Source organism: Leclercia sp. LSNIH1, assembly GCF_002902985.1.
GTDB lineage: Bacteria > Pseudomonadota > Gammaproteobacteria > Enterobacterales > Enterobacteriaceae > Enterobacter.
Map to the genome: position 1 here is coordinate 2,963,552 of NZ_CP026167.1, position 26,576 is coordinate 2,990,127.

A 26,576-nucleotide genomic window follows, 5' to 3' on the forward strand; every position below is an offset into this window, starting at 1 on the left:
ATCAACCTGAGGGTATGTTATGCCGAACGATATTCTGAACACCGAAGTGACGACCATTGATGGAGAAAAGACCACTCTGGAAAGCTACAAAGGCAAAGTGCTGCTGGTGGTTAACGTGGCCTCTAAATGCGGTTTGACGTCCCAGTATGAGCAACTGGAAGCGATGCAAAAGGCGCGGGAAAAAGAGGGGTTCAGCGTGCTGGGCTTCCCTTGCAATCAGTTCCTCGGCCAGGAGCCAGGCAGCGAAGAAGAGATCAAAACATTCTGCAGCACAACCTATGGCGTGACCTTCCCGATGTTCAGTAAAGTGGATGTTAACGGTGAGAACCGCCATCCGGTTTATCAGAAGCTGATTGCGGCAGCACCGACCGCCGTGGCGCCAGAGGGCAGCGGTTTTTATGAACGTATGGCCAGCAAAGGCCGCGCGCCGCTCTCACCGGAGGACATCCTGTGGAACTTTGAGAAGTTCCTGATCGGTCGCGACGGGCAGGTGATCCAGCGCTTTTCACCGGATATGACGCCAGACGATCCGGCCATCACCTCTGCGGTTGAAAAGGCGCTGGCCAGCTAATGACCGTCCTGATGCAGCTCAGCGCCGTAGCGGTGAAAGGGCGGCTGGGCCCGCTCGATAGCACCGTCAATGGTGGGGAGATCGTTCATCTTGTCGGGCCGAACGGTGCCGGGAAAAGCACGCTGCTCTCCCGTATGGCGGGTTTAACCGGTGGTGAAGGGAACATTACCTTACTGGGGGAACCCCTTTCGCGCTGGTCTCCCGCCTCGCTGGCCTGCCGCAGGGCATATCTGGCACAGCAGCAAACTGCGCCGTTCGCTATGCCGGTCTGGCACTATCTGACGCTGCATCAGCATACCAACCCGCAAAAGGGGCTGTTAAGTGACGTGGCAGCGATGCTGGGTATTGAAGATAAGCTGTCCCGAAACGTCAGTCAGCTTTCGGGGGGAGAGTGGCAGCGTGTGCGGCTGGCAGCGGTGATCCTGCAAATCCATCCCCAGGGCAATCCCCACGGTCAACTGCTGCTGCTGGATGAACCCATGACCAGTCTCGATGTGGCCCAGCAGGTAGCGCTCGACAGAGCATTGAGCGCACTTTCACAGCAGGGGGTTGCGGTAGTCATGAGCAGCCACGATCTCAACCATACGCTACGCCACGCGCATCGCGTCTGGCTGCTGAAGCGGGGGCAACTCATTGCCAGCGGGGCGCGTGACAGCGTGCTGACGCCGCCGAATCTGGCGAAAGCGTATGAGATGTCTTTCCGCCGCCTGGACATCGAAGGTCACAGAATGATCATTTCGACGTCACAGGAATAACCGCTTGTTGCACAGCGACATATTCACAGGCTAAATTACAGAAAATTCAAAAAATCAGAGGATTCGTCGGGAATGCGATTCTGTTTTCTCCTGGTAGCCGCGCTATTCCTTGCAGGATGCAGCAGCCATCGCGCACCGCCGCCCAACGCGCGGCTGTCTGATTCTATCGCCGTAATTGCCGGTCTTAACGATCAACTCCATAGCTGGGGAGGCACGCCTTATCGTTACGGCGGCATGACCCGTGGTGGGGTGGATTGCTCAGGGTTTGTCCTGCTGACGTTTCGCGACAAGTTTGCTCTGCAGTTGCCGCGAGAAACGCGCCAGCAGGCAACTATAGGCACCGAAATTGATAAAGACGATCTGTTACCGGGCGATCTGGTGTTCTTCAAAACCGGCTCCGGAGAGAGCGGCCTGCATGTCGGAATCTACGATACCGATAATCAATTTATACATGCCTCGACCAGCCGCGGTGTAATGCGTTCGTCTCTCAACAACGTTTACTGGCGCAAAAATTTCTGGCAAGCCCGGCGTATTTAACCCCGTCGCGCCAGGCGGGCGCGACGCAGCATAATTTTTAAATGAAATTCGTTTTAAGGCTTAATTTACCGGGAGGCCAGAGGTCTGAATTAATTTGATGCAATTCTGGTAGTTAAGCTAAACTGGCTATTAAGCAGCAACCAGGATAAGATTATTTCAGGGCTAAGGAAAATCCGAAAATTAAAAGGAACGAATGAAATTATTCCTATTAAAACCCATAAGGTTGAATTGCTTCAGCACATGTTTCAGGATGTCATGTATCGTCTTTAAATCAGGACGGATGCCATGATTGTGATGCTGGATATTGCGTACCAAACAGAATTTTTATTAGTCCCTGCGCGCCATGACTCAGGAGCGCTTAAAGGACTTGAAATAAACGTCAACTTTGTTGGCGTTAACAACCAGGTGCGCATACCTACCGAGCTGGTGCGGCCTATGCTAACCCCTGTACAGGAGTTGATGCTGTTTCAGAAGCAGCTCGCCTTGCTTGAAACCTGCAAGCTCTTTTTTATTCAGCAACAGCTCATCGCCTGGATAAATATCTCCCCGGTTATCGTTGAATACCTGTTAACAGAAGACGAAGGTGTTTCAATATGTGAACGATATCCATGGCTGGAGTTCACCATTTATGAGAACTACCCTGACCTTAATAAAGGTAATTTAAATAACACGCTAATGAATTTTGCGCTGCGCTTTCCGCTGGTGTTGGGTAATTTCGGAACCGGGGATGCGTCAACCAAAGCCATTTTTGATGGCATGTTTAAACGCGTGGCGCTGGATAAAAATTTCATTCAGAATCATCTTACTGAAAATACCTTCGATCCTTTTTTACGGGCTATCTTTGCCCAGGTATCGCCGTACTGTCAGTCGCTGATGGTGGCGGGCGTTAATGATGAGATCGCCTTGCAACGGCTGTCGGTTTACGGCTTCAGTGCCATGCAGGGCAACCTCTGGCCTGCCGTTCCCCTTGAGCGGATCACGTCCCTGGTGCAGTGATAACCTTGGTCTTAACCGGTGTTTAACATCTGACAAACCCACTACACTAAAAGCAGGAGGACCTATGACCCTGTCTTTTACCGCGCACTGGCATGATGAACTACCCGGTTTTTACACGGCCCTGAAACCCACGCCCCTGAACAATGCCCGTCTAATCTGGCATAACACGGCGCTGGCAGACGAACTGGCAATCCCGGCCTCGCTCTTTCGCCCTGAACAGGGCGCTGGCGTCTTTGGCGGCGAAACGCTGCTGCCGGGCATGCAGCCGCTGGCGCAAGTCTACAGCGGGCACCAGTTCGGCGTCTGGGCCGGACAACTGGGTGACGGGCGGGGGATCCTGCTTGGCGAACAGCAGCTTGCCAATGGCCAAACGATGGACTGGCACCTGAAAGGGGCCGGGCTCACGCCATACTCGCGTATGGGCGACGGTCGCGCCGTGCTGCGCTCCACCATCCGCGAAAGCCTGGCTTCCGAGGCGATGCATGCCCTGGGCATTCCCACTACCCGCGCACTGTCGATTGTCACCAGCGATACCCCCGTCGCGCGTGAAACGATGGAGCAGGGGGCCATGCTGATCCGTGTTGCCCAGAGCCATGCCCGTTTCGGCCATTTTGAACACTTCTACTATCGCCGCGAGCCGGAAAAAGTCCGCCAGCTGGCAGATTTTGTTATTCGTCACTACTGGCCGCAGTGGCAGGACGAGGCCGATAAGTACATTCTCTGGTTCCGCGACGTGGTGGCGCGTACCGCATCCCTGATCGCCAGCTGGCAGACGGTGGGCTTTGCTCACGGGGTAATGAATACCGATAACATGTCGATTCTCGGGCTGACTATCGATTATGGCCCATACGGTTTCCTCGATGACTATCAGCCGGGTTATATCTGCAACCACTCCGACTATCAGGGGCGTTACAGCTTTGATAACCAGCCTGCTGTCGGGCTGTGGAACCTGCAGCGTCTGGCCCAGTCTCTGTCGCCGTTTATTGACGTTGAGGCGCTCAACGACGCGCTGGATGGCTATCAGGAGGTGCTCCTGCAGCAATACGGCAAACTGATGCGCCGCAAGCTGGGGCTGATGACCGAGGAGAAGGGCGATAACACCATCCTGAATAACCTGTTTGCGCTGATGGCCCGGGAAGGCAGCGACTACACCCGCACCTTCCGCATGCTGGGGCAAACCGAGCAGCAGAGCCCCGCTTCGCCGCTACGCGATGAGTTTATCGACCGTCAGGCCTTTGATGACTGGTTTGCGTCTTACCGCGCGCGCCTGCAGCAGGAGAACGTTGCCGACGATGTGCGTCAGGCCCAAATGAATGCCGTCAACCCGGCGATGGTGCTGCGTAACTGGCTGGCGCAGCGGGCGATCGAGCAGGCCGAAAAAGGCGATTACGCTGAGCTTCACCGCCTGCATGAGGCCCTGCGGACGCCGTTTGCTGACCGTAACGATGACTATATCAGCCGCCCGCCAGACTGGGGCAAGCGGCTTGAGGTGAGTTGCTCAAGCTAACGCGTGAGAATACCGGCTGCGGTAGCGAAGGGATTATTTTGTGAGGATGAGTTTTCCGGCATGTGTCTGGCGCAACAGGTAGTGCTGACCATGATGCTCAATGATGACGCGTCCCTCTTCGCCCAGCAGCTGTTTACTGTCGATACGGCGATCGGTCGCCTCCGGAGCTGGCGCGGTTTTGTCTTCATGACGGGTAAGCGTTGCTGCACTGTTATCCATAGGTGACATATAATTTTTTTAAAATAGCAATCAATGTAACATTGATAAGCATTATCGATAAACTGACCGGTCCAGCAACTCTTTTTGTGAGAAAAGGTGAGAGGCTTGAGAGATGCGACCTGAAAAAAAGCCCGGTGGTGCTTAACTTACCGGGCCTACGGTAGGGGTTTGTAGGCCGGGTAAGGCGTAGCCGCCACCCGGCGCAGGTGCTAAAAGCGTGAGTCCACCGCCGCCGCCAGTTTATCCAGCAGCACTTCAGTATCTTCCCAGCTCAGGCAAGGATCGGTGATTGACTGTCCGTAAGTAACAGGCTGGCCGACCACCACTTTTTGCGTACCTTCTCGCAGGAAACTTTCGGCCATCACCCCGGCAATGGCGCTGGAGCCGTTGCGGATCTGCTGGCAAACCTCGTCGCAGACGTCGAGCTGGCGACGGTGCTGCTTCTGGCAGTTACCGTGGCTGAAATCCACCACCAGCTGTTCCGGCAGGTCGAACTCGCGCAAGGTATCGCAGGCTTCCGCGATATCCTGGGGATGATAGTTTGGCTGTTTGCCGCCGCGCATAATGATATGGCCGTAGGGGTTGCCGCTGGTCTGATAGATGGTCATCTGACCGTTCTTGTCCGGCGACAGGAACATATGGCTGGCGCGGGCGGCGCGGATGGCATCTACCGCGATGCGGGTATTGCCGTCGGTGCCGTTTTTAAAGCCCACCGGGCAGGAGAGCGCCGAGGCCATTTCACGGTGGATCTGGCTTTCGGTGGTACGGGCGCCAATCGCCCCCCAGCTGATGAGATCGGCAATAAACTGCCCGGTCACCATATCGAGAAATTCAGTGGCGGTAGGCACGCCAAGTTCGTTGACCTGCAATAGCAGTTTACGTGCCAGCTGGATGCCGTGATTGACCCGGTAGCTGCCGTTTAAATCGGGGTCCGAGATCAGCCCCTTCCAGCCTACCACCGTGCGCGGTTTCTCAAAGTAGGTACGCATCACGATCTCCAGTCGTGACTGGTGTTTATCCCGGAGTCCTTTCAGGCGCTGGGCGTAGTCCATCGCTGCGTCGAGGTCGTGAATAGAGCAGGGACCGACAATCACCAGCAGGCGGCGATCGTCCCCATTAAGGATTTTTTCAATACGTTTTCGTGACGTTGTCACGTGTTCGGCTACTGTCGCAGAAACAGGGTACCGCTGGGCCAGCTCTGCTGGCGTCACCAGGCTATCGATACGCGCTGTGCGCAGTTCATCGGTTTTATTCATGGTATTTCTCAGAATGTAGTGCTTCATCGGTAACTTACCGGGAAGTGATGGGCATCACCTTAAACCAATCCCCGCTGATTTCAAGTGCAGGGCACAGACGTGCCCTGTAATGGGGAGCGAGTATAAAGGATTATGAACCAATGTACTAGCCTGTTAGTACATGCGGCGATTCAGGCCCATAATATCGAGAATTTTGGTGGCGATCTCTTCGACCGAATAGTTGGTGCTGTTCAGACACGGAATATTGTTTTTTCGGTACAGGGCTTCGACTTCAGCCACCTCCATACGGCACTGGCGCATCGAGGCGTAGCGGCTGTTTTCCCGGCGCTCTTCACGGATGGCCGCCAGGCGTTCCGGGTTAATGGTCAGACCAAACAGCTTATGTTGCAGGGGTTTTAACGCTGCCGGAAGCACCAGATTATCCATGTCATCGGCGATGAAGGGGTAGTTGGCGGCGCGGATCCCGAACTGCATCGCCAGATAGAGGCTGGTAGGGGTCTTACCGCAGCGCGACACCCCGAGCAGAATGACCTGGGCCTGATCGAGATTACGCAGCGAAATGCCGTCGTCATGGGCGAGAGTGTAATCGATGGCGGCGATACGCGCGTCATATTTAATGATGTTCGCCGGGTTCAGGCCGTGGGTGCGGTGCGCCACCGGGGTGGGGTCCAGTTTCATCTCCTGTTGTAGAGGGGCCACCAGCGCCTGGACGATATCCTGGCAAAAGCCTTCGCTCTGCAAAATGATCTGGCGAATCTCCGGGATGACAATCGAATAGAAGACCAGCGGGCGCACGCCGGTCTGCTGAAAAATGGCATCGATTTGATCTTTCACCGCTCTGGCGCGGCTCTCGTTTTCTACAAACGGCAGGGTGATGCTGTTAATGGAAACCGGGAACTGCGACATGACTGCGTGGCCCAGTACTTCGGCGGTGATGGCCGTACCATCGGAAATATAAAAAACGTGGCGATCGACAGCATTATCCATTTTGCACACTCGGTATATCAGATGTAATTGACTGAAAGCATAAATTAAAAAAGTAAAATACAACAGGCAATGTAGGCCGGAAAATAAAAATGAAACGCTATTTTTAATTTAAATGAAAGGGGTGTTTCATTTTTCAAAATCACCCTAAAGTCTGAGTATTTTTGTGGGAATCCATAAGAATCATTAGGTTAGCATTTAAGCGGGAAGAGTCTGAAAAGCTAAAAAATAAATGTGCTTACACGATTCACCGTTTTTTTAGCGCGAATAAATATGACAGTATAAATACGCAGTAAGGAACTTCTCAAAACCCGTTCATATATCATAAAAGGATTGTTTCGATGTCCAACAATGGCTCGTCACCGCTGGTGCTTTGGTATAACCAACTCGGCATGAATGATGTAGACAGAGTTGGAGGCAAAAATGCCTCCCTGGGTGAAATGATTACAAATCTGTCCAGTATGGGTGTCTCCGTACCGAATGGATTTGCTACCACCGCCGATGCTTTTAACTATTTTCTGGATCAAAGCGGCGTAAACCAGCGCATTTACGAACTACTGGATAATACGGACATTGATGATGTCTCCGAGCTTGCAAAAGCCGGGGCTCAGATCCGCCAGTGGATCATCGACACACCTTTCCAGCCTGAACTGGAAAAAGCCATTCACGACGCCTACAACCAGCTTTCCGCTGACGATGCGCAGGCCTCCTTTGCCGTGCGCTCCTCTGCGACCGCAGAAGATATGCCAGATGCCTCCTTCGCCGGACAGCAGGAGACCTTCCTCAACGTGCAGGGCTACGATGCGGTACTGGTGGCGGTAAAACATGTGTTTGCCTCCCTGTTTAACGACCGCGCAATCTCCTATCGCGTGCATCAGGGTTATGACCACCGTGGCGTTGCGCTCTCGGCGGGCGTGCAGCGCATGGTGCGTTCAGACCTGGCCTCATCAGGGGTGATGTTCTCTATTGATACCGAATCGGGTTTCGATCAGGTGGTCTTTATCACCTCTGCCTGGGGTCTGGGCGAGATGGTGGTGCAGGGTGCCGTCAACCCTGACGAATTCTATGTTCACAAGCCAACCCTGGCTGCGGATCGCCCGGCTATCGTGCGCCGTACCATGGGGTCGAAAAAGATCCGCATGGTTTACGCCCCAACCCAGGAGCACGGCAAGCAGGTTCGCATTGAAGATGTGCCGCAGGAACAGTGCGACCGCTTCTCGCTGACCGATGCCGAGGTGCAGGAGCTGGCGAAGCAGGCGGTGCAGATTGAGAAGCACTATGGCCGTCCGATGGATATCGAATGGGCGAAAGACGGTAACACCGGCAAACTGTTCATCGTCCAGGCGCGTCCGGAAACCGTCCGTTCCCGCGGCCAGGTGATGGAGCGTTACACCCTGCATGCCCAGGGCAAAATCATCGCTGAAGGCCGTGCCATCGGCCACCGCATCGGCGCAGGCCCGGTGAAGGTTATCCATGACATCAGCGAAATGAACCGTATCCAGCCGGGGGACGTGCTGGTAACAGACATGACCGACCCGGACTGGGAACCGATCATGAAAAAGGCCTCGGCAATTGTCACCAACCGTGGCGGTCGCACCTGTCACGCGGCGATCATCGCCCGTGAGCTGGGTATTCCGGCGGTCGTCGGCTGTGGTGACGCCACGGAACGTATGAAGGACGATGAGAACGTCACCGTCTCCTGCGCCGAAGGCGACACCGGTTATGTCTACGCGGAGCTGCTGGACTTCAGCGTGAAGAGCTCCAGCGTGGATACCATGCCGGATCTGCCGCTGAAGATTATGATGAACGTCGGCAACCCGGACCGGGCGTTTGACTTCGCCTGCCTGCCAAACGAAGGCGTTGGCCTGGCGCGACTGGAGTTCATCATCAACCGTATGATCGGGGTTCACCCGCGTGCGCTGCTGGAGTTCGACGACCAGGATCAGAAGCTGCAAAAAGAGATCCGCGAGATGATGAAGGGCTACGACTCGCCGAAAGAGTTCTACGTTGGCCGTCTGACTGAAGGGATTGCGACGCTGGGTGCGGCATTCTTCCCGAAACGCGTCATCGTCCGTCTCTCCGACTTCAAATCTAACGAATATGCCAACCTGGTGGGCGGCGAGCGTTATGAACCAGAAGAAGAGAACCCGATGCTGGGCTTCCGTGGCGCCGGTCGTTATGTCTCTGACAGCTTCCGCGACTGTTTTGCCCTGGAGTGCGAGGCGGTAAAACGCGTGCGTAACGATATGGGGCTGACCAATGTTGAGATCATGGTGCCGTTCGTGCGGACCGTGGATCAGGCGAAAGCGGTCATTGACGAACTGGCGCGTCAGGGGCTGAAGCGCGGCGAGAACGGGCTCAAAATCATTATGATGTGTGAGATCCCGTCCAACGCCCTGCTGGCAGAGCAGTTCCTGGAACACTTCGACGGCTTCTCTATCGGCTCGAACGATATGACGCAGCTGGCGCTGGGTCTGGATCGCGACTCCGGCGTGGTTTCCGCGCTGTTTGATGAGCGTAACGAGGCGGTTAAAGCGCTGCTGTCGATGGCCATCCGCGCCGCGAAGAAGCAGGGTAAGTACGTGGGTATCTGTGGTCAGGGCCCGTCCGACCATGAAGACTTTGCCGCATGGCTGATGGACGAGGGGATCGACAGTCTCTCCCTCAACCCGGATACCGTGGTACAAACCTGGCTGAGCCTGGCCGAACTGAAAAAGTAACATTCAGCTTATGCACGATAAAAGGTGAGGATATTGATCCTCACCTTTTTTATTTCCCCTGAGACTTGCTCTCCATCACAAATAAATCAAAAAACTAAATATCATAATTTGTCTGTTAATTTAGACAATTGTTAGCGGGCAAAGCGTTGCTAATAATTGAGCCTCGAATGCGCACGAATCTGATTCTTGCGCAGCTGGTTGAAATAATTTTAACCTGATAAAAAGGCTCATTAAAAATGACAATTTCCTCTGTATTGAGTACGAAGGATAAAATAGGCTATGGATTAGGTGATATGGCCAGCGCGCTGGTTTGGCAAACCGCGACGTTATTTTTGGCCTACTTTTATACCGATGTTTTTGGCCTGCCTGCGGCCATTATGGGTACCATGTTTTTAGTCGTCAGGGTGGTGGATGCCTTTGTCGATCCCTGTATTGGGGCGCTGGTCGATCGCACCCAAACCCGCCACGGTCGTTTCCGCCCCTGGCTGCTCTGGTTCGCCATTCCGTTTGGCGTCAGCTGCCTGATTACCTTCTATGTTCCGGACGTAGGCGCCACGGCAAAAATTATCTATGCCTGCGTAACCTACGCTATTTTAAGCCTTATCTACTCCGCCATTAACGTGCCTTACTGCGCAATGCCCGGCGCTCTGACGCTGGATCCGCGCGAGCGCCACTCCCTGCAATCCTGGCGTTTTGGTTTGTCGTTTATCGGCGGTCTGATCGTCACGGTTATCGCCTTACCGCTGGTCTCTTATTTAGGCAATGATAACGTTCAGAAGGGCTATTTTTATGCCATGAGCCTTATGGGGTTATTAGGCATTATCTTATTCTTCTGCTGTTTCTTTATGACCCGCGAACGTTATTCTCCCCGTAATGACACCTCGGGCTCAATGCTGACGGATTTAAAACTGCTGGCCGGAAATAGCCAGTGGCGAATCGTTTTTCTGTTCAATATTCTCCTGCTTACCGCGGTGGTCACGCGTGGGTCAGCAACGATGTATTACGTGAAATATGTTCTGCTGCGCCCCGAACTGATTTTTGCCTTTATTGTCTCTGGGATGGTGGCTTCGCTGAGCGGTGCCTTATTATCCGAACGCCTGCTGGGAAAATTTGACCGGGTTCGCGCTTATCAGTGGACCATTATTACCTTCGTTATTTTTGGCGCGCTGATTTTCTTCATTCCGCCTTCCCAGGTCTGGCTGATCTTTGGTTTGAATATCATCTTCAGCTTCATACAAAACCTGACCACGCCGCTCCAGTGGACCATGTTCTCGGACGTGGTGGACTACGAAGAGCATCGCAGCGGTCGCCGACTCGACGGGCTGGTGTTCTCTACTGCGCTGTTCGCCATCAAATTTGGTCTTGCGCTGGGCGGTGCCGTGGTGGGCTGGGTGCTGGGGATGGTGGATTACGCGCCGGGAGAGGCCACCCAGGCCCCGCACGTGCTCTCTACGATCAACGCCTTGTTCACCCTGATCCCCTGCGGCCTGTTTATTTGCATGGTGCTGCTGCTGGCTGTCTACAAGCTCAACAGCCGACTGGTGGATACCATTGCGCGTGAACTCGCCAGCAAACGTGAAACCCGTAACGAGGCAGGGCACCTCAGCCCGGCAATTCATTCCGCAACTCAGGAGTAACTGATGACTGCTATTTACAAGGATGCGGGCCGTCCCGTGCAGGAGCGCGTCGCCGACTTACTGGCGCGCATGACCCCGGAAGAGAAATTTGCCCAGATGCACGCTTACTGGCTGATCCTCGATGAGAACGGCAACCACCGTGAGCGTAGCGATCTGAGCGATGAATTTGCCGGCGTAAGTGAACAGGCCGCCCTGAGCGAACGCCTGAAGCTGGGCGTCGGGCAGATCACCCGTCCGCTGGGCACCCACATTGTTGATGCCAGAACCGGCGTGCGCGCCGCTAACCGTCTGCAACGCATGATGATGGAGGAGACGCGGCTCGGTATACCGGCGCTGTTTCACGAAGAGTGCCTGGTGGGGCTGCTGTGTAAAGACGCCACCCTGTTTCCCTCCTCACTGAACTACGGTTCAACCTGGGATCCGGAGCTGGTGCATCGTGCCGCTGAACAGATAGGTAACGAGGCTCGTTCGGTTGGCTGCCAGCAGGGACTGGCACCGGTGCTGGACGTCTCCCGCGACGTGCGATGGGGACGAACAGAAGAGACCTTTGGCGAGGACCCGTGGCTGGTGGGGGTGATGGCAACGGCATATGTGAAGGGCTTGCAGGGCGATAAGCGCGATCTGCTGGCGACCCTCAAGCACTATGTTGGCCACTCCTTTAGCGAAGGGGCGCGCAACCACGCCCCGGTCCATCTTGGTTTCAGCGAACTCAACGACACCTTCCTGCTGCCTTTTGAGATGGCGGTGAAGCTGGCGAATGCCGGGTCAGTGATGCCGGCTTATCACGATATTGATAATCAACCCGGCCACAGCGACCACTTCCTGCTCACCACCGTGCTGCGCGAGCAGTGGGGCTTTGACGGCATCATCGTGGCGGATTACGGCGGCGTGAGTCTGTTGCATCAGCACCATGGGATAGCCCACGATGCAGCCGAATCGGCCGCGCTGGCCTTTAACGCCGGGCTGGACGTCGAACTGCCAAAAGATGACTGCGCCCGGCATCTGGCCGGGGCGGTGGAGCGGGGCCTGATGGCCATGGAGAAAGTAGATGAGATCGTCGCCCGCGTACTGACCGAAAAATTCCGCCTTGGGCTCTTTGAACATCCCTATGCCGACGAAAACGCCATCGATCTGCAAAGTGACGAGACTCGCCGGGTGGCCCGCGAGGTGGCGACGCGCTCGCTAACCCTGCTGGAGAACCGCGGCGTTCTGCCTCTCTCCGGTAAACCTCGCGTGGCGGTGGTCGGGCCCACGGCGGACGATCCGCTGGCGCTGTTAAGCGGCTACAGCTTCCCGGTCCATTTGATCATCAGTGACATGGTGGAAGAGACCGCTCAGGTGACCACCCCGCTGCAGGCACTGAAGCACTACCTGGGCGAGGCCCACGTTCAGTATGCGCAAGGGTGTCATATCATCGAAAAACGTATGGCGGGGGCCCCGGTTTTCCCGGGGGACAGCAGCGGTAAACCGATGCAGCAGTCGCCGGTTTCGCAGGATACCCAGCTCATCCCGCACGCTGTGCGGGTCGCCAACGACAGCGATGTGGTGGTGGCATGCGTGGGGGACCTGGCGGGCCTGTTCCAGAGCGGCACCGTGGGTGAGGGCTCGGATACGGACAGCCTGAATCTGCCCGGCGTACAGCAGCAGTTGCTGGAGGCGCTGGTGGCGACCGGCAAACCGGTGATCGTGGTGATGACGGGAGGGCGGCCATACAACCTGCAGGGGCTGGAAGATCGCGTAGCGGCCCTGATGATGGCCTGGGCGCCGGGTCAGGAAGGCGGCTGGGCCATCGCCGATGTACTGACCGGGCGGGCAGAGCCACAGGGCAGGCTGGTGGTCAGCGTACCGAAAAGCGCGGGGGCAATGCCTTTCTACTACAACCACAAGCTGAAAAGCGGCGGTACGCCGTTCGCCTTCCACTTTGGGGCTCGCTATCCCTTTGGCTATGGCCTGGGCTGGACCACCTTCAGCTGGGGAGCCGCACGGCTGGCTGAGAGCAGGGTGCCCGTCGACGGCGAGGTGAGGCTGAGCATCGACGTGAAAAACAGCGGCGAGCGCAGCGGGAGCGAAGTGGTCCAGGTTTACGTCCGGGATAAAGTCGCCAGCCAGGTGCGGCCCTTGCAGGAGCTAAAAGCCTTCCAGCGCGTCACCCTGTCTCCGGGTGAAAGCGCCACGCTCACCTTTACCCTGCCTGTGGATCTCTTCAACTTTACGCGCCGGGACGGCAAACGCGTGGTTGAGCCGGGCGAGTTTGAATTGCAGGTCGGGGCATCGTCGGCGGATATTCGCGAGGTGGTCACTGTCGAGGCGACGGGCGACACCCGGGTATTACCTTGCGAATGGCGTATGGTGAGTCACTGCACGGTTGAGAAGAGCGCGAGCTAAGGTGCTGTAAAGGCGGGAATCTTTTCTCCCGCCTGGTTTGCAGGATAAAAAAAAGCCCATCGTGGGAGATGGGCAAAGACTACACACAGCAATTCGTTGTTTCACTCAGGGGATTTCCATGCTTATAAATCAAGGTGTTGTTGATTCATAACCGTGACCTAATAGTAGGCATAGGGAATTTTTGCGTCGATCAGATTCGTCTCAATAGTTTAAAAAGCATGAAGAATTTATGAAGTAGATTGAAGGAATTACGCGCAGGAAAGGCTTTAGCAGCGCTTAAGGGAAATCCAATTGATAAGTGGAGCTTAACATTCTGGTGGGCGAACCCACCAGAACGGGAGCGTTACTTTTTGACCTCGTCCGTTTCGTTAAGGGAGGCGAGCAGGACAGCAGGATCGGTCGGCGGCAGCGGGACCTCGTGCACCCACGCAGAGAAGAGTCGCCAGGAGACAGCCAGCAGTACCGGTCCGATAAACAGACCGATCATCCCAAAAGCAATCAGCCCCCCGATAACGCCGGAGAGGATCAGTATCAATGGCAGGTCTGCACCCATGCGAATCAGAATCGGGCGGATGACGTTATCCATCGTGCCCACCACGCAGCTCCACACCAGCAGGAAGGTGCCCCAGGTGGTATCGCCGCTCCAGTAGAGCCAGACAATCGCCGGGACCAGAACCAGCAATGGCCCCAGCTGCATCAGGCAGGTTAACAGCATCAGCACCGTAAAGAGGGTGGCGTAAGGCACCCCGGCGATCGCCAGGCCCACACCGCCCAGCACCGACTGCACCAGAGCGGTCACCACCACACCTAAAGCCACGGCCCGCACGGCCTGCGCCGCCAGCAGCATCGCCGCGTCGCCGCGTGTCGAGGCCAGACGGGTGGCGAAATGGCGAACGCCCAGCGCTACCTGCTCGCCGCGCCAGTAGAGCAGGGCGCTGAACAGCAGCATCAGTACGCAGTGCACGACGAAGCGGCCAAGATGGGCGGCGGTACCCACAAACCAGGTGGTGGTGGCGCCAATATAAGGCCGTACTTTCGCCATAATCGCGCTGCCGCCCATATCCAGCAGGTTATGCCAGCCGGCATAGAGTTTATCGCCAATCAGCGGGATATCGTTGAGCCAGGCCAGCTCCGGCAGCGTCATATCGCCGCTGGTAACACTGCTGATAAGCGGGCCGCTGCCGTCAACCAGGCTATTAACCAGCAACGCGACAGGAATGACAAAGAGCAGGACCAGGAGCAACGTCATCACCAGCACCGCCAGCGTCCGGCGACCAAACAGTAAGCGTTCAAGACGAATAAATAGCGGCCAGGTGGCGATAACCACCGTTCCTGCCCAGGCAAAACCGAGAATAAAGGGTTGAACAATCCACAGACACGCAATAATCATGATTGCCAGAAACAGCACCGACAGCAAAACTTGTGCAACGTCCCTGGGCTGGTGTCGATTGACCATAGATGAAATTTACCTTTTGAGAACACCGGCAAACCGGCGAGAACATAAAACCGCATCACTACAATCATTAGTGATTTCAGCCATTTTTAACAGGCAGATTCTGCCTGTAATTCTGTCGGGCGGATACGTTTAAAATGTGATACAAAATGTGAGACACAACGCAAACGATTATCTACAACTCTTAAGATTGGGCAGGGTCGACAGTAATGATCCCACAAATTTCTCAGGCACCCGGCGTCGTTCAGCTGGTGCTTAATTTTTTGCAGGCACTGGAGCAACAGGGTTTTACCGGCGATACCGCCACACGTTATGCCGACCGGCTGACCATGGCGACCGACAACAGTATCTACCAGCTACTTCCCGATGCAGTCGTTTTTCCCCGTTCTACCGCTGATGTGGCACTCCTGGCCCGTGTGGCCTCCCAGGAGCGTTTCGCTTCGCTGATTTTCACCCCTCGCGGCGGCGGTACTGGCACCAACGGCCAGGCGCTTAACACGGGGATCGTCGTCGATATGTCCCGCTACATGAACCGCATCATTGAGATCAACCCGGAAGAAGGTTGGGTGCGGGTGGAAGCCGGGGTGATTAAGGATCAACTCAATCAGTTTCTGAAGCCTTACGGCTATTTTTTTGCCCCGGAGCTGTCGACCAGTAACCGGGCTACTCTCGGCGGGATGATCAATACCGACGCCTCGGGACAGGGCTCGCTGGTCTACGGTAAAACCTCCGATCACGTTCTCGGCGTGCGGGCAGTTCTGCTGGGCGGCGATATTCTTGATACCCAGCCTGTGCCGGTTCAGCTTGCCGAAACGCTCGGCAAGGACAACACCGCCACCGGGCGCATCTACCGCACCGTGCTGGAACGCTGCCGCGATAACCGCCAGCTGATTATTGATAAATTCCCGAAACTGAACCGCTTCCTGACCGGTTACGATCTGCGTCATGTCTTTAATGACGATCTCAGCCAGTTCGATTTGACCCGTATCCTCACCGGCTCAGAAGGGACGCTGGCCTTTATCACTGAAGCGCGTCTCGACATCACCCGCCTGCCAAAAGTGCGTCGCCTGGTGAATGTGAAGTACAACTCCTTCGACTCTGCGCTGCGTAATGCGCCGTTTATGGTGGATGCCCGGGCGCTGTCTGTTGAGACCGTCGACTCAAAAGTGCTCAACCTGGCGCGGGAAGATATCGTCTGGCACTCGGTGAGCGAACTTATCGCTGACGTGCCCGATAAAGAGATGCTGGGCCTGAACATTGTTGAGTTTGCTGGCGATGACGCAGCGCTTATCGAAAGCCAGGTCGCTGCCCTGTGCCAGCGGCTGGACGAACTTATCGCCCGGGGCGAGGGCGGGGTGATTGGCTGGCAGCTGTGTAACGATCTCGCTGGCATCGAACGTATCTATGCGATGCGTAAAAAAGCGGTGGGGCTGCTGGGCAACGCCAAAGGGGCTGCCAAGCCGATACCGTTTGCTGAAGACACCTGCGTGCCGCCGGAGAACCTGGCGGACTATATCGTGGAGTTCCGCGCTCTGCTCGACAGCCACGGCCTGAGCTACGGCATGTTCGGCCATGTCGATGCCGGGGTGCTGCACGTGCGCCCGGCGCTGGATATGTGCGATCCGCAGCAGGAGATCCTGATGAAGCAGATCTCCGATGAGGTGGTGGCGCTCACCGCCAAATATGGCGGCCTGCTGTGGGGCGAGCACGGGAAGGGCTTCCGCGCAGAGTACAGTCCGGCCTTCTTTGGCGAACAGCTCTATGGCGAGCTGCGCAAAATCAAAGCGGCCTTTGACCCGAACAACCGCCTCAACCCCGGTAAAATCTGTCCGCCGGAGGGTGTCGATGCCCCGATGATGCAGGTGGATGCGGTCAAGCGTGGCACCTTTGACCGCCAGATCCCGATAGCCGTGCGCGCCTCCTGGCGCGGGGCGATGGAGTGTAACGGCAACGGCCTGTGCTTTAACTTCGATGCGAAAAGCCCGATGTGCCCGTCAATGAAGATCACCAGCAACCGCATTCACTCGCCGAAAGGACGTGCGACGCTGGTGCGCGAGTGGCTGCGCCTGCTGGCCGAACGCGGCGTCGATCCGCTTGCGCTGGAGAAAGAGTTGCCGGAGAAACGCGCCAGCCTGCGCACCCTTATCGATCGCACCCGCAACAGCTGGCATGCGCGTAAAGGGGAGTACGACTTCTCCCACGAGGTGAAAGAGGCGATGTCGGGCTGCCTGGCCTGTAAAGCCTGCTCTACCCAGTGCCCGATTAAGATCGACGTGCCGGAGTTCCGCTCCCGCTTCCTGCAGCTCTATCACAGCCGGTATCTGCGCCCGATGCGCGATCACCTGGTCGCGACGGTGGAGAGTTATGCCCCGCTGATGGCCCGCGCGCCGCGCACCTTTAACTTCTTTATTAACCAGCCGCTGGTACGCAAACTTTCCGAGAAGCATATCGGCATGATCGACCTGCCGCTGCTCTCCACGCCCTCTCTGCAGCGTCAGATGGTCGCCCACCGCTCTGCCAACCTGACCCTCGAGCAGCTTGAGGCGCTGAGCGCAGAGCAAAAAGCGAAAACGGTGCTGGTGGTGCAGGATCCCTTTACCAGCTATTACGATGCCCAGGTGGTAGCGGACTTTATTCGTCTTGCCGAGCGGTTAGGCTACCAGCCGGTGCTGCTGCCGTTTTCACCGAACGGCAAGGCGCAGCACATCAAAGGTTTTCTCAACCGCTTTGCGAAAACCGCGCAAAAAACCTCGGATTTCCTTAACCGGGTGGCGCAGCTGGGTATGCCGATGGTTGGGGTCGATCCGGCGCTGGTGCTCTGCTATCGCGATGAGTACAAGCAGACCCTCGGTGACAAGCGCGGCGACTTCCACGTCATGCTGGTACATGAGTGGCTGCCGACGATCCTCGATGCGCAACCCGCCCAGGAGACCAGCGGCGAGGCGTGGTATCTGTTCGGACACTGTACAGAAGTAACCGCATTGCCGGGCGCGCCAGCACAGTGGTCGGCCATCTTTGCCCGTTTTGGCGCGAAGCTGGAGAGCGTCAGCGTTGGCTGTTGCGGCATGGCCGGAACCTACGGGCACGAGGTGGTGAACCATGCGAACTCGCTGGGGATCTATGAGCTCTCCTGGCACCAGGCGATGCAGCGCCTGCCGCGCAACCGCTGCCTGGCGACCGGCTACTCCTGCCGCAGCCAGGTCAAACGCGTCGAGGGCAACGGCGTGCGCCATCCACTGCAGGCCTTACTGGAGATTATGGGATGATCTGGAAACGGGCTGTCACGTTACAGGCGTTAAACGCCATGGGCGACGGGAATATGGTGGGGTTGCTGGATATCCAGTTTACCCGTATCGGCGAGGATGAACTGGAGGCCACTATGCCGGTCGACAGCCGCACCCATCAGCCCTTTGGGCTGCTGCACGGCGGTGCGTCGGTGGTGCTGGCCGAAACCCTGGGCTCGGTGGCGGGCTATCTCTGCACCGAAGGAGAGCAGAAGGTGGTGGGGCTGGAGGTGAATGCCAACCATATTCGTTCCGTGCGCAGCGGCCGGGTGCGCGGCGTCTGCCGTGCGCTGCATGCTGGCTCACGCCATCAGGTCTGGGAGATTGAGATCCTGGATGAACAGAATCGCTTGTGCTGCTCGTCGCGGCTGACTACGGCTGTGATCTGAAGCGAAAGGCCGCAAAAGCGGCCTTTTTTCTTTTTTATCACCTTGAAAAAGGGGAACTTACTGGCGGGCCGCAAGAAATGTTAATTCGCGCGTCAAGGTTTATGAGATTATTCCTATGCTCCTTCAAGAGCTAAGCCATATTGAGTGCCGGAGATAAGCGCCGGATGGAGCGAGAAGCCCTTAAGATTACTTCTGGTAGTCTTAAGGGCTTTCTTTTTACTGCATTCAGTAATCGTTGTTAATGTCCTGCATGGCAGACAGGATAACCAGACCGGTTATGACGACGGCAACGATGGCGATGGTCACAACTGCAATGAGCATTTTCCCCTCCGTATGCTGCCCTTTTGCCGAAGCATAGCGCACCCGGCGGCGTTCGCCTCACCCTTCCGACTGAGATTCAGAATACGCTTACAAAAAGAAAAACCCTGCTGGGGCGCAGGTTTGCCTGTTGGCCCAAAGTACCCAAATAAAGTCATGCCTCAATCCTGGAGAGCCTGGCTCACCTGGCACCGCCCTTCAGGAGATCCTCTGTCCTTGCGTCTTATCTATCTGGCTATTCCAAAAATAGGCATTTTCTATACATATTTTAACTTTTGACCATTATGGTCGATTTGTTCTGTTAATCATCAAGATTATCAAGAGATTAAACAATCTTCGTCAGGCCTGTTAAGCCTGTCATCAGGGTCTATGCTTAATAAAAGTATGCAAAAAGGGCGATTAAGCCGAATGCCCCTGCAAGTGAGGGGTTGAAGTGATAATCATTATCACTAACATGGTGTTATGCCCAGAGGGCGCAATACATGAGGTGGACTTATGGAACAGCATTCAGAAACGTTTGATCCGACAGATTTTGCATGGCGCGGATTATCGCTGACCCCTGCCGCAGCGGCGCACATTCGCGAGCTGGTGAGCAAACAGGCAGATATGCTCGGCGTGCGGTTAGGGGTGAAACAGACGGGCTGCGCCGGTTTCGGCTATGTCCTCACCACCGTCAGCCAGCCGGAAAAAGACGATCTGGTTTTTGAACATGACGGCGCCCGGCTCTATGTGCCGCTCCAGGCGATGCCGTTTATTGACGGTACGGAAGTGGATTACGTGCGCGAAGGCTTAAACCAGTTATTCAAATTCAATAACCCGAAAGCCCAGAACGAATGCGGCTGCGGCGAAAGTTTTGGGGTATAGGCGGTATTATGTCTCGACATACTGAAGCAACTGACGACGTCAACACCTGGTCCGGCGGCCACATTAATTACAAAGAGGGCTTCTTCACCCAATTGCAGACCGACGAGCTGGCAAAAGGGATTAACGAAGAGGTCATCCGCGCGATTTCCGCCAAGCGTAACGAACCCGACTGGATGCTGGAGTTCCGGCTGAATGCGTTCAAAGCCTGGCTGGAGATGGAAGAGCCGCACTGGCTGAAGGCGCACTACGATAAGCTTAACTATCAGAATTACAGCTACTACTCTGCCCCCTCCTGCGGTCATTGCGACGACACCTGCGCCTCTGAGCCCGGTGCGGTACAGCAGACCGGGGCCAACGCCTTTTTAAGTAAAGAGGTGGAGGAGGCGTTCGAACAGCTCGGCGTGCCGGTACGTGAAGGGCGCGAGGTGGCGGTGGACGCCATCTTTGACTCCGTCTCGGTCGCGACCACCTATCGCGAAAAACTGGGCGAGCAAGGGATCATCTTCTGCTCCTTCGGGGAAGCTATCCACGATCACCCAGAGCTGGTGAAGAAATATCTTGGCACTGTCGTGCCGGGCAATGACAACTTCTTTGCCGCCCTCAACGCGGCGGTAGCCTCCGACGGCACCTTTATCTACGTGCCGAAAGGCGTACGCTGCCCGATGGAGCTCTCCACCTATTTCCGTATCAACGCCGAGAAAACCGGCCAGTTTGAACGCACCATCCTCGTTGCCGATGAGGGTAGCTACGTCAGCTATATCGAGGGCTGTTCCGCCCCGGTGCGCGACAGCTACCAGCTGCACGCGGCAGTGGTGGAGGTGATCATCCATAAAGACGCCGAGGTGAAATACTCGACGGTGCAGAACTGGTTCCCGGGGGATAATAACACCGGCGGCATCCTGAACTTCGTCACCAAGCGCGCCCTGTGCGAAGGCGAAAACAGTAAAATGTCGTGGACCCAGTCTGAGACCGGCTCCGCCATCACCTGGAAATATCCGAGCTGTATTCTGCGCGGGGATAACTCCATCGGCGAGTTCTACTCCGTGGCGCTGACCAGCGGGCATCAGCAGGCCGATACCGGCACTAAGATGATCCACATCGGCAAAAACACCCGGTCGACCATCATTTCGAAAGGGATCTCCGCTGGGCAGAGCCAGAACAGCTATCGCGGCTTAGTCAAAATCATGCCGACGGCCACCAACGCCCGTAACTTTACCCAGTGCGACTCCATGCTGATTGGCCCGGACTGCGGGGCGCATACCTTCCCGTATGTTGAGTGCCGCAATAACAGCGCCCAGCTGGAACACGAAGCGACAACCTCGCGGATCGGCGAAGATCAGCTCTTCTACTGCCTGCAGCGCGGCATCAGCGAAGAGGATGCCATCTCGATGATTGTGAACGGCTTCTGTAAGGATGTGTTCTCTGAACTACCGCTGGAGTTTGCCGTGGAAGCACAAAAATTACTGGCGATCAGCCTCGAACACAGCGTCGGCTAAGGATTAAGGAAAGCACATGTTAAGCATTAAAGATTTACAGGTCAGTGTGGAAGATAAAGCGATCCTGCGCGGCCTGAGCCTTGAGGTCCGCCCGGGCGAAGTGCATGCGATTATGGGCCCTAACGGGTCGGGCAAAAGTACGCTGTCAGCCACCCTTGCCGGGCGCGAAGATTACGAAGTGGTCGGCGGTTCGGTCGACTTTAAGGGCAAAGATCTGCTGGAGCTGTCACCGGAAGAGAGAGCCGGGGAGGGCATTTTTATGGCCTTCCAGTACCCGGTAGAGATCCCAGGCGTCAGCAACCAGTTCTTCCTGCAGACCGCCCTGAATGCCGTGCGCAAATACCGCAGCGAAGAGGAGCTGGATCGCTTTGATTTCCAGGATCTGATGGAAGAGAAGATCCAGCTGCTGAAGATGCCGGAAGATCTGCTCACCCGCTCGGTCAACGTCGGTTTTTCCGGCGGGGAGAAGAAGCGCAACGACATTCTGCAGATGGCGGTGCTGGAGCCGGAGCTGTGCATCCTCGATGAAACCGACTCCGGGCTCGATATCGACGCCCTGAAAATCGTCGCCGACGGCGTTAACGCCCTGCGCGACGGCAAGCGGTCGTTTATCATCGTCACCCACTATCAGCGCATCCTTGATTACATCAAACCCGATTATGTGCATGTGCTCTATCAGGGGCGGATTGTGAAATCGGGTGATTTTACGCTGGTCAAACAGCTGGAGGAGCAGGGCTATGGCTGGCTTAGCGAACAGCAGTAACGCGCTGCAGCAGTGGCACCGCCTGTTTGAGGCACAGGGCGGAACCCGCTCTGAACAGGCCCAGCAGCACCTGCAGCAGATGCTGCGCCTCGGGTTGCCGACGCGTAAGCACGAAAACTGGAAATATACCCCGCTGGAAGGGTTGCTTAACGGCGAGTTTGTTTCCCGACCCGCCAGGGTGGCAGCGAGCGATCGGGATGCCCTGGCGCTTACTCTCGACGCCACGCGGCTGGTCTTTGTTGACGGACGCTTTAGTCCGGAACTGAGCGACAGCACCGACGGCAGCGGGTTTGAGGTGACCATTAACGACGAGCGGCAAAGCCTGGCGGCACCGGTTCAGCCGGAGCTGTTCCTGCATCTGACCGAAAGTCTGGCCCAGAGCGTGACGCATATCAGCGTGAAACGTAACGCCCGTCCTGAAAAGCCGCTGCTGCTGATGCACATCACCCAGGGACTTGAAGGCGAAGAGATCAACACTGCTCACTATCGTCACCATCTGGAACTGGCGCAGGGTGCAGAAGCAACCATCATTGAGCATTACGTAAGTCTCAATGAGATGCACCATTTCACCGGCTCGCGCCTGACCATGAACGTGGCGGCCAACGCCCGGCTGCACCATATCAAGCTGGCGTTCGAGAACGCGGCGAGCCACCACTTCGCCCATAACGACCTGTTGATGGCCGCCGATGCGACGGCATTCAGCCACAGCTTCCTGCTGGGGGGCGCAGTACTGCGCCATAACACCAGCACCCAGCATAACGGCGAAAATACGACCCTGCGCATCAACAGCCTGGCGATGCCGGTGAAATCTGAAGTGTGCGACACCCGTACCTGGCTTGAGCACAACAAGGGCTACTGCAACAGCCGCCAGCTGCATAAAACCATCGTCAGCGATAAGGGGCGGGCCGTCTTCAACGGGCTAATCAACGTGGCGCAGCACGCCATCAAAACCGACGGTCAGATGACCAACAACAATCTGCTGATGGGGCGACTGGCGGAGGTGGACACCAAACCGCAGCTGGAAATTTACGCCGATGATGTGAAGTGCAGCCACGGCGCCACCGTGGGGCGGATCGACGATGAGCAGATGTTCTATCTGCGCTCCCGCGGGATCGATAAGCAGGCGGCCGAGAAGATGATTATCTACGCCTTTGCCGCCGAACTGACCGAAGCCCTCGACGATGAAACGTTAAGACAGCAGGTGCTGGCGCGTATCGGCCAGCGTCTGCCTGGAGGTGTGGCATGATTTTCCCTGTAGAGAAAGTGCGGGCGGATTTTCCTGTCCTGACCCGTGAAGTAAACGGTCTGCCGCTTGCCTATCTCGACAGCGCCGCCAGCGCGCAAAAGCCCACGCAGGTGATCGAGGCCGAGGCGGAGTTTTACCGGCATGGTTACGCGGCGGTGCACCGGGGGATCCACACCCTCAGCGCCGAGGCGACGCAGCGGATGGAGAATGTCCGTACCCGCGCGGCAACATTTTTAAACGCCCGCTCGCCGGAGGAGCTGGTCTTTGTGCGCGGTACCACCGAAGGGATCAACCTGGTGGCGAACAGCTGGGGCAGCGCCGAAGTGCACGCGGGCGATAACATCCTCATCAGTCAGATGGAGCACCACGCCAATATCGTGCCCTGGCAGATGCTGTGCGAGCGCGTCGGGGCGGAACTGCGGGTTATCCCGCTTAACGAAGATGGCACGTTACAGCTTGAACAGCTGGATACCTTGCTGGATGAACGCACCCGGCTGGTGGCCATTACTCAGATCTCCAACGTGCTGGGTACCGTAAACCCGGTGGCGGAGATTATCGCCAAAGCCCACCAGGTGGGGGCGAAAGTGCTGATTGATGGCGCCCAGGCGGTGATGCACCATACGGTGGATGTCCAGGCGCTGGACTGCGACTTCTACGTCTTTTCCGGCCATAAGCTCTACGGGCCTACCGGTATCGGCGTGCTGTACGTCAAAGATGAGATTTTACAGGCGATGCCGCCGTGGGAAGGGGGCGGGTCGATGATCGCCACCGTCAGCCTGAGCGGAGGCACAACCTACGCCCGGGCGCCGTGGCGCTTTGAGGCGGGCACGCCTAACACCGGCGGCATTATCGGGCTGGGCGCGGCGATGGAGTATGTGTCAGGCATCGGCCTTGATGCTATCGCCGAATATGAACAGATGCTGATGCGCTACGCTCTGGCGGAACTTGCCAGCGTGCCGGATCTCACGCTGTATGGCCCGGCGGACCGTCAGGGTGTTATTGCCTTTAACCTTGGCAAACACCACGCCTATGACGTGGGCAGTTTTCTCGATAACTACGGGGTGGCGGTGCGAACCGGACACCACTGCGCTATGCCGCTGATGGCGTTTTATCAGGTACCGGCGATGTGCCGCGCATCGCTGGTGATGTACAACACACTGGAAGAGGTCGACAGACTGGTGGCCGGGCTGAAGCGTATCCACCAGCTGCTGGGCTAAAAAGAGGGCAAGAGATGGCTGCATTGCCAGACAGAGATAAATTGCTGCGTAATTTTACGCGTTGCGCAAACTGGGAAGAGAAGTACCTCTACATCATTGAGCTGGGGCAGCGTCTGCCTGCCCTCAGCGAAAGCGACCACGTCCCGGAAAATAGTATTCAGGGGTGTCAGAGCCAGGTGTGGATAATAATGCACCAGAATGAAGCCGGGGTGATTGAATTAGCGGGCGACAGTGATGCGGCAATAGTCAAAGGCCTTATTGCCGTCGTGTTTATTTTATATCAGCAGATGTCCGCCCAGGATATTGTCGCTTTTGACGTCCGCCCGTGGTTTGAAAAAATGGCCCTCACCCAGCATTTAACCCCCTCCCGATCCCAGGGGCTTGAGGCGATGATCCGCGCAATCCGCTCCAAAGCCGCCAACATTAGCTAAACTATCAGGACAGCCCTCATTCTGCTCCGCGAGACGGCTCCCGCCTCGCGGATTTTTCAGCTTTCTGACGTTCTGTCAGTGAATAAGGAATCTCAGTATGAAGCGCGCGTCTTTATTAACTCTCATTCTTTTAGGTTCGCTCAGCGCGCTTAATAGCGCCCGGGCGGTGGATTATCCTTTGCCAGCGGCGGGTAGCCGGTTAATCGGGCAAAATCAGACCTATGTTGTTCAGGAAGGTGATAATAACCTGCAGGCCATTGCGCGCCGATTTAATACCGCTGCGCATTTAATACTCGAAGCCAATAATACTATCGCCCCGGTCTATCCGGCGCCGGGAACGGTGATCACCATTCCGTCGCAAATGTTGCTGCCGGATACCCCCCGGGAAGGGATTGTGGTGAATCTGGCGGAGCTGCGGCTCTACTTCTATCCCCCGGGTGAAAATAGCGTGCAGGTCTATCCGCTGGGTATTGGACAGCTGGGGCTGGACACGCCGGTGACCACCACCCGCATCAGCCAGAAGATCCCGAATCCGACCTGGACGCCAACTGCGGGCATCAGAGCGCGCTCGCTGGCCCAGGGCATCAAACTGCCGCCGGTAGTACCCGCAGGGCCAAATAACCCGTTAGGACGCTTTGCGCTGCGTCTGGGCGTGGGTAACGGTGAATACCTGATCCATGGCACCAGCGCGCCCGACAGCGTGGGGCTGCGCGTCAGTTCCGGTTGTATGCGTATGAATGCGCCGGATATCAAAGCGCTCTTCGCCCAGACCTCTGTCGGCACGCGGGTGCAGATCATCAATGAGCCGGTGAAGTTCTCGGTTGAGCCGGACGGTAAGCGCTACGTTGAAGTGCATCGTCCGCTGGCGACGATGGAAGGGGAGAATCCGCAAACGCTGGCGATTGCCCACTCCAGTGCGCTTGCATCCTTTATGTCGCAGAGCGGCAGCGATAAGACGTTAGTGAACAAAGCGTTGTCGCGTCGGGCGGGTATCCCGGTAGAGGTCTCGACAGGTGCCGGGGCGAATGTGAACAGTAGTGGGCTTTCAGCGAAGAACACGCTTTCGTCGGTGGGGCATGAACAGGCGATTCAGTAAAGCGAAATGCGGGGCAAAAAAAAATGGCGCACAATGTGCGCCATTTTATTAACACAGGTACTATTACTTACGGTATTTAGTAGCCTGGTTGTCCAGACGCTGGTTAGCGCGAGCTGCGTCGTCTTTAGCAGCCTGAACGTCGGAACGCATTGCGTTCACGTCGTTGCTCAGCTGGTCAACTTTAGCGTTCAGAGTCTGAACGTCAGAAGACAGCTGATCGATTTTAGCGTTGCTGGAGCAACCTGCCAGCAGAGTAGAACCCAGGATTACCGCGCCCAGTACCAGTTTAGTACGATTCATTATTAATACCCTCTAGATTGAGTTAATCTCCATGTAGCGTTACAAGTATTACACAAAGTTTTTTAGGTTGAGAATATTTTTTTGATGGGAATATGCCTATTTTTGATCGTTCGCTCAAAGAAGCACCTGTTTTGACTATTTCATGGAAAATA

At 56.3% G+C, this 26,576-nt stretch carries 22 protein-coding genes and 1 other RNA gene; 17 read left to right on the forward strand and 6 right to left on the reverse strand.

The annotated features are described in order from the left end of the window. Nucleotides 1–19: 19 nt before the first annotated feature. The 5 genes from C2U54_RS14755 to selO all read left to right on the forward strand — a co-directional run bounded on the left by C2U54_RS14755 (nt 20) and on the right by selO (nt 4,366). The gene (locus C2U54_RS14755; RefSeq protein ID WP_103179309.1) at nt 20–571 is read left to right on the forward strand and encodes a glutathione peroxidase; all 552 of its coding nucleotides are present in this window, start codon (nt 20–22) and stop codon (nt 569–571) included. Beyond that, nucleotides 571–1,326 carry a vitamin B12 ABC transporter ATP-binding protein BtuD gene (btuD, locus tag C2U54_RS14760; RefSeq protein ID WP_103179310.1) on the forward strand — a complete coding sequence of 252 codons (756 nt, stop codon included), beginning with the start codon at nt 571–573 and terminating at the stop codon, nt 1,324–1,326. The genes C2U54_RS14755 and btuD overlap by 1 nt, the downstream gene beginning before the upstream one ends. Nucleotides 1,327–1,398: 72 nt before the next feature. Next, the gene (locus C2U54_RS14765) at nt 1,399–1,863 is read left to right on the forward strand and encodes an NlpC/P60 family protein (protein WP_103179311.1); all 465 of its coding nucleotides are present in this window, start codon (nt 1,399–1,401) and stop codon (nt 1,861–1,863) included. A 285-nt stretch (nt 1,864–2,148) separates the two neighbouring features. Further along, nucleotides 2,149–2,859: an EAL domain-containing protein gene (locus tag C2U54_RS14770; RefSeq protein ID WP_103179312.1), complete on the forward strand. Its 711-nt coding sequence runs from the start codon at nt 2,149–2,151 to the stop codon at nt 2,857–2,859. Between the two features lie 64 nt (nt 2,860–2,923). Continuing rightward, a complete protein-coding gene (gene selO / locus C2U54_RS14775) occupies nt 2,924–4,366 on the forward strand; it encodes a protein adenylyltransferase SelO (protein ID WP_103179313.1) in 1,443 nt (480 codons plus the stop codon). Between the two features lie 33 nt (nt 4,367–4,399). Here the strand turns inward: selO and hemP are convergent, their stop codons facing one another. The 3 genes from hemP to ppsR all read right to left on the reverse strand — a co-directional run bounded on the left by hemP (nt 4,400) and on the right by ppsR (nt 6,828). Then, nucleotides 4,400–4,594: a hemin uptake protein HemP gene (gene hemP / locus C2U54_RS14780; RefSeq protein WP_103179314.1), complete on the reverse strand. Its 195-nt coding sequence runs from the start codon at nt 4,592–4,594 to the stop codon at nt 4,400–4,402. Between the two features lie 200 nt (nt 4,595–4,794). Then, on the reverse strand, nt 4,795–5,841 hold the full coding sequence (aroH, locus tag C2U54_RS14785; protein WP_103181075.1) for a 3-deoxy-7-phosphoheptulonate synthase AroH: 1,047 nt from the start codon (nt 5,839–5,841) through the stop codon (nt 4,795–4,797). A 153-nt stretch (nt 5,842–5,994) separates the two neighbouring features. Continuing rightward, nucleotides 5,995–6,828, reverse strand: coding sequence for a posphoenolpyruvate synthetase regulatory kinase/phosphorylase PpsR (gene ppsR, locus C2U54_RS14790; protein WP_103179315.1), 834 nt, complete (start codon nt 6,826–6,828; stop codon nt 5,995–5,997). Nucleotides 6,829–7,166: 338 nt separating this feature from the next. Between ppsR and ppsA the strand changes: the two genes are divergently transcribed. From ppsA to C2U54_RS14805, 3 genes are all read left to right on the forward strand, one after another. Next, entirely contained in the window at nt 7,167–9,545 is a 2,379-nt protein-coding gene (gene ppsA / locus C2U54_RS14795) for a phosphoenolpyruvate synthase (protein WP_103179316.1), read from the forward strand. A 236-nt stretch (nt 9,546–9,781) separates the two neighbouring features. Then, a complete protein-coding gene (locus C2U54_RS14800; RefSeq protein WP_103179317.1) occupies nt 9,782–11,182 on the forward strand; it encodes an MFS transporter in 1,401 nt (466 codons plus the stop codon). Nucleotides 11,183–11,185: 3 nt separating this feature from the next. After that, nucleotides 11,186–13,567 carry a glycoside hydrolase family 3 N-terminal domain-containing protein gene (locus C2U54_RS14805; RefSeq protein WP_103179318.1) on the forward strand — a complete coding sequence of 794 codons (2,382 nt, stop codon included), beginning with the start codon at nt 11,186–11,188 and terminating at the stop codon, nt 13,565–13,567. A 44-nt stretch (nt 13,568–13,611) separates the two neighbouring features. Here the strand turns inward: C2U54_RS14805 and rprA are convergent. Together rprA and ydiK are read right to left on the reverse strand one after the other, a co-directional pair. Next, nucleotides 13,612–13,722: antisense sRNA RprA (rprA, locus tag C2U54_RS14810), an RNA gene on the reverse strand. Between the two features lie 188 nt (nt 13,723–13,910). Next, entirely contained in the window at nt 13,911–15,023 is a 1,113-nt protein-coding gene (gene ydiK, locus C2U54_RS14815; RefSeq protein WP_103179319.1) for an AI-2E family transporter YdiK, read from the reverse strand. Nucleotides 15,024–15,229: 206 nt separating this feature from the next. Here ydiK and ydiJ point away from each other — a divergent pair, with 206 nt between their 5' ends. The 9 genes from ydiJ to ldtE all read left to right on the forward strand — a co-directional run bounded on the left by ydiJ (nt 15,230) and on the right by ldtE (nt 26,124). Continuing rightward, a complete protein-coding gene (gene ydiJ, locus C2U54_RS14820) occupies nt 15,230–18,286 on the forward strand; it encodes a D-2-hydroxyglutarate dehydrogenase YdiJ (RefSeq protein WP_103179320.1) in 3,057 nt (1,018 codons plus the stop codon). Then, nucleotides 18,283–18,693, forward strand: coding sequence for a 1,4-dihydroxy-2-naphthoyl-CoA hydrolase (gene menI, locus C2U54_RS14825; protein WP_103179321.1), 411 nt, complete (start codon nt 18,283–18,285; stop codon nt 18,691–18,693). The genes ydiJ and menI overlap by 4 nt, the downstream gene beginning before the upstream one ends. Nucleotides 18,694–19,506: 813 nt before the next feature. Further along, the gene (sufA, locus tag C2U54_RS14830) at nt 19,507–19,875 is read left to right on the forward strand and encodes a Fe-S cluster assembly scaffold SufA (RefSeq protein WP_103179322.1); all 369 of its coding nucleotides are present in this window, start codon (nt 19,507–19,509) and stop codon (nt 19,873–19,875) included. Between the two features lie 8 nt (nt 19,876–19,883). Then, the gene (gene sufB, locus C2U54_RS14835) at nt 19,884–21,371 is read left to right on the forward strand and encodes a Fe-S cluster assembly protein SufB (RefSeq protein ID WP_103179323.1); all 1,488 of its coding nucleotides are present in this window, start codon (nt 19,884–19,886) and stop codon (nt 21,369–21,371) included. 16 nt (nt 21,372–21,387) lie between these two features. Further along, the gene (gene sufC / locus C2U54_RS14840; RefSeq protein ID WP_039029104.1) at nt 21,388–22,134 is read left to right on the forward strand and encodes a Fe-S cluster assembly ATPase SufC; all 747 of its coding nucleotides are present in this window, start codon (nt 21,388–21,390) and stop codon (nt 22,132–22,134) included. Beyond that, entirely contained in the window at nt 22,109–23,380 is a 1,272-nt protein-coding gene (gene sufD, locus C2U54_RS14845) for a Fe-S cluster assembly protein SufD (protein ID WP_103179324.1), read from the forward strand. The genes sufC and sufD overlap by 26 nt, the downstream gene beginning before the upstream one ends. Continuing rightward, entirely contained in the window at nt 23,377–24,597 is a 1,221-nt protein-coding gene (gene sufS, locus C2U54_RS14850; RefSeq protein ID WP_103179325.1) for a cysteine desulfurase SufS, read from the forward strand. The genes sufD and sufS overlap by 4 nt, the downstream gene beginning before the upstream one ends. A gap of 14 nt (nt 24,598–24,611) precedes the next feature. Next, nucleotides 24,612–25,028 (forward strand): cysteine desulfuration protein SufE, encoded by a 417-nt coding sequence (sufE, locus tag C2U54_RS14855; RefSeq protein ID WP_103179326.1) that lies wholly within the window; start codon nt 24,612–24,614, stop codon nt 25,026–25,028. A gap of 97 nt (nt 25,029–25,125) precedes the next feature. Continuing rightward, a complete protein-coding gene (gene ldtE, locus C2U54_RS14860; RefSeq protein WP_103179327.1) occupies nt 25,126–26,124 on the forward strand; it encodes a L,D-transpeptidase LdtE in 999 nt (332 codons plus the stop codon). A 63-nt stretch (nt 26,125–26,187) separates the two neighbouring features. On the opposite strand, the gene lpp is transcribed toward ldtE, so the two are convergent. After that, on the reverse strand, nt 26,188–26,424 hold the full coding sequence (gene lpp, locus C2U54_RS14865) for a murein lipoprotein Lpp (protein WP_001082307.1): 237 nt from the start codon (nt 26,422–26,424) through the stop codon (nt 26,188–26,190). Between the last annotated feature and the right edge of the window lie 152 nt (nt 26,425–26,576).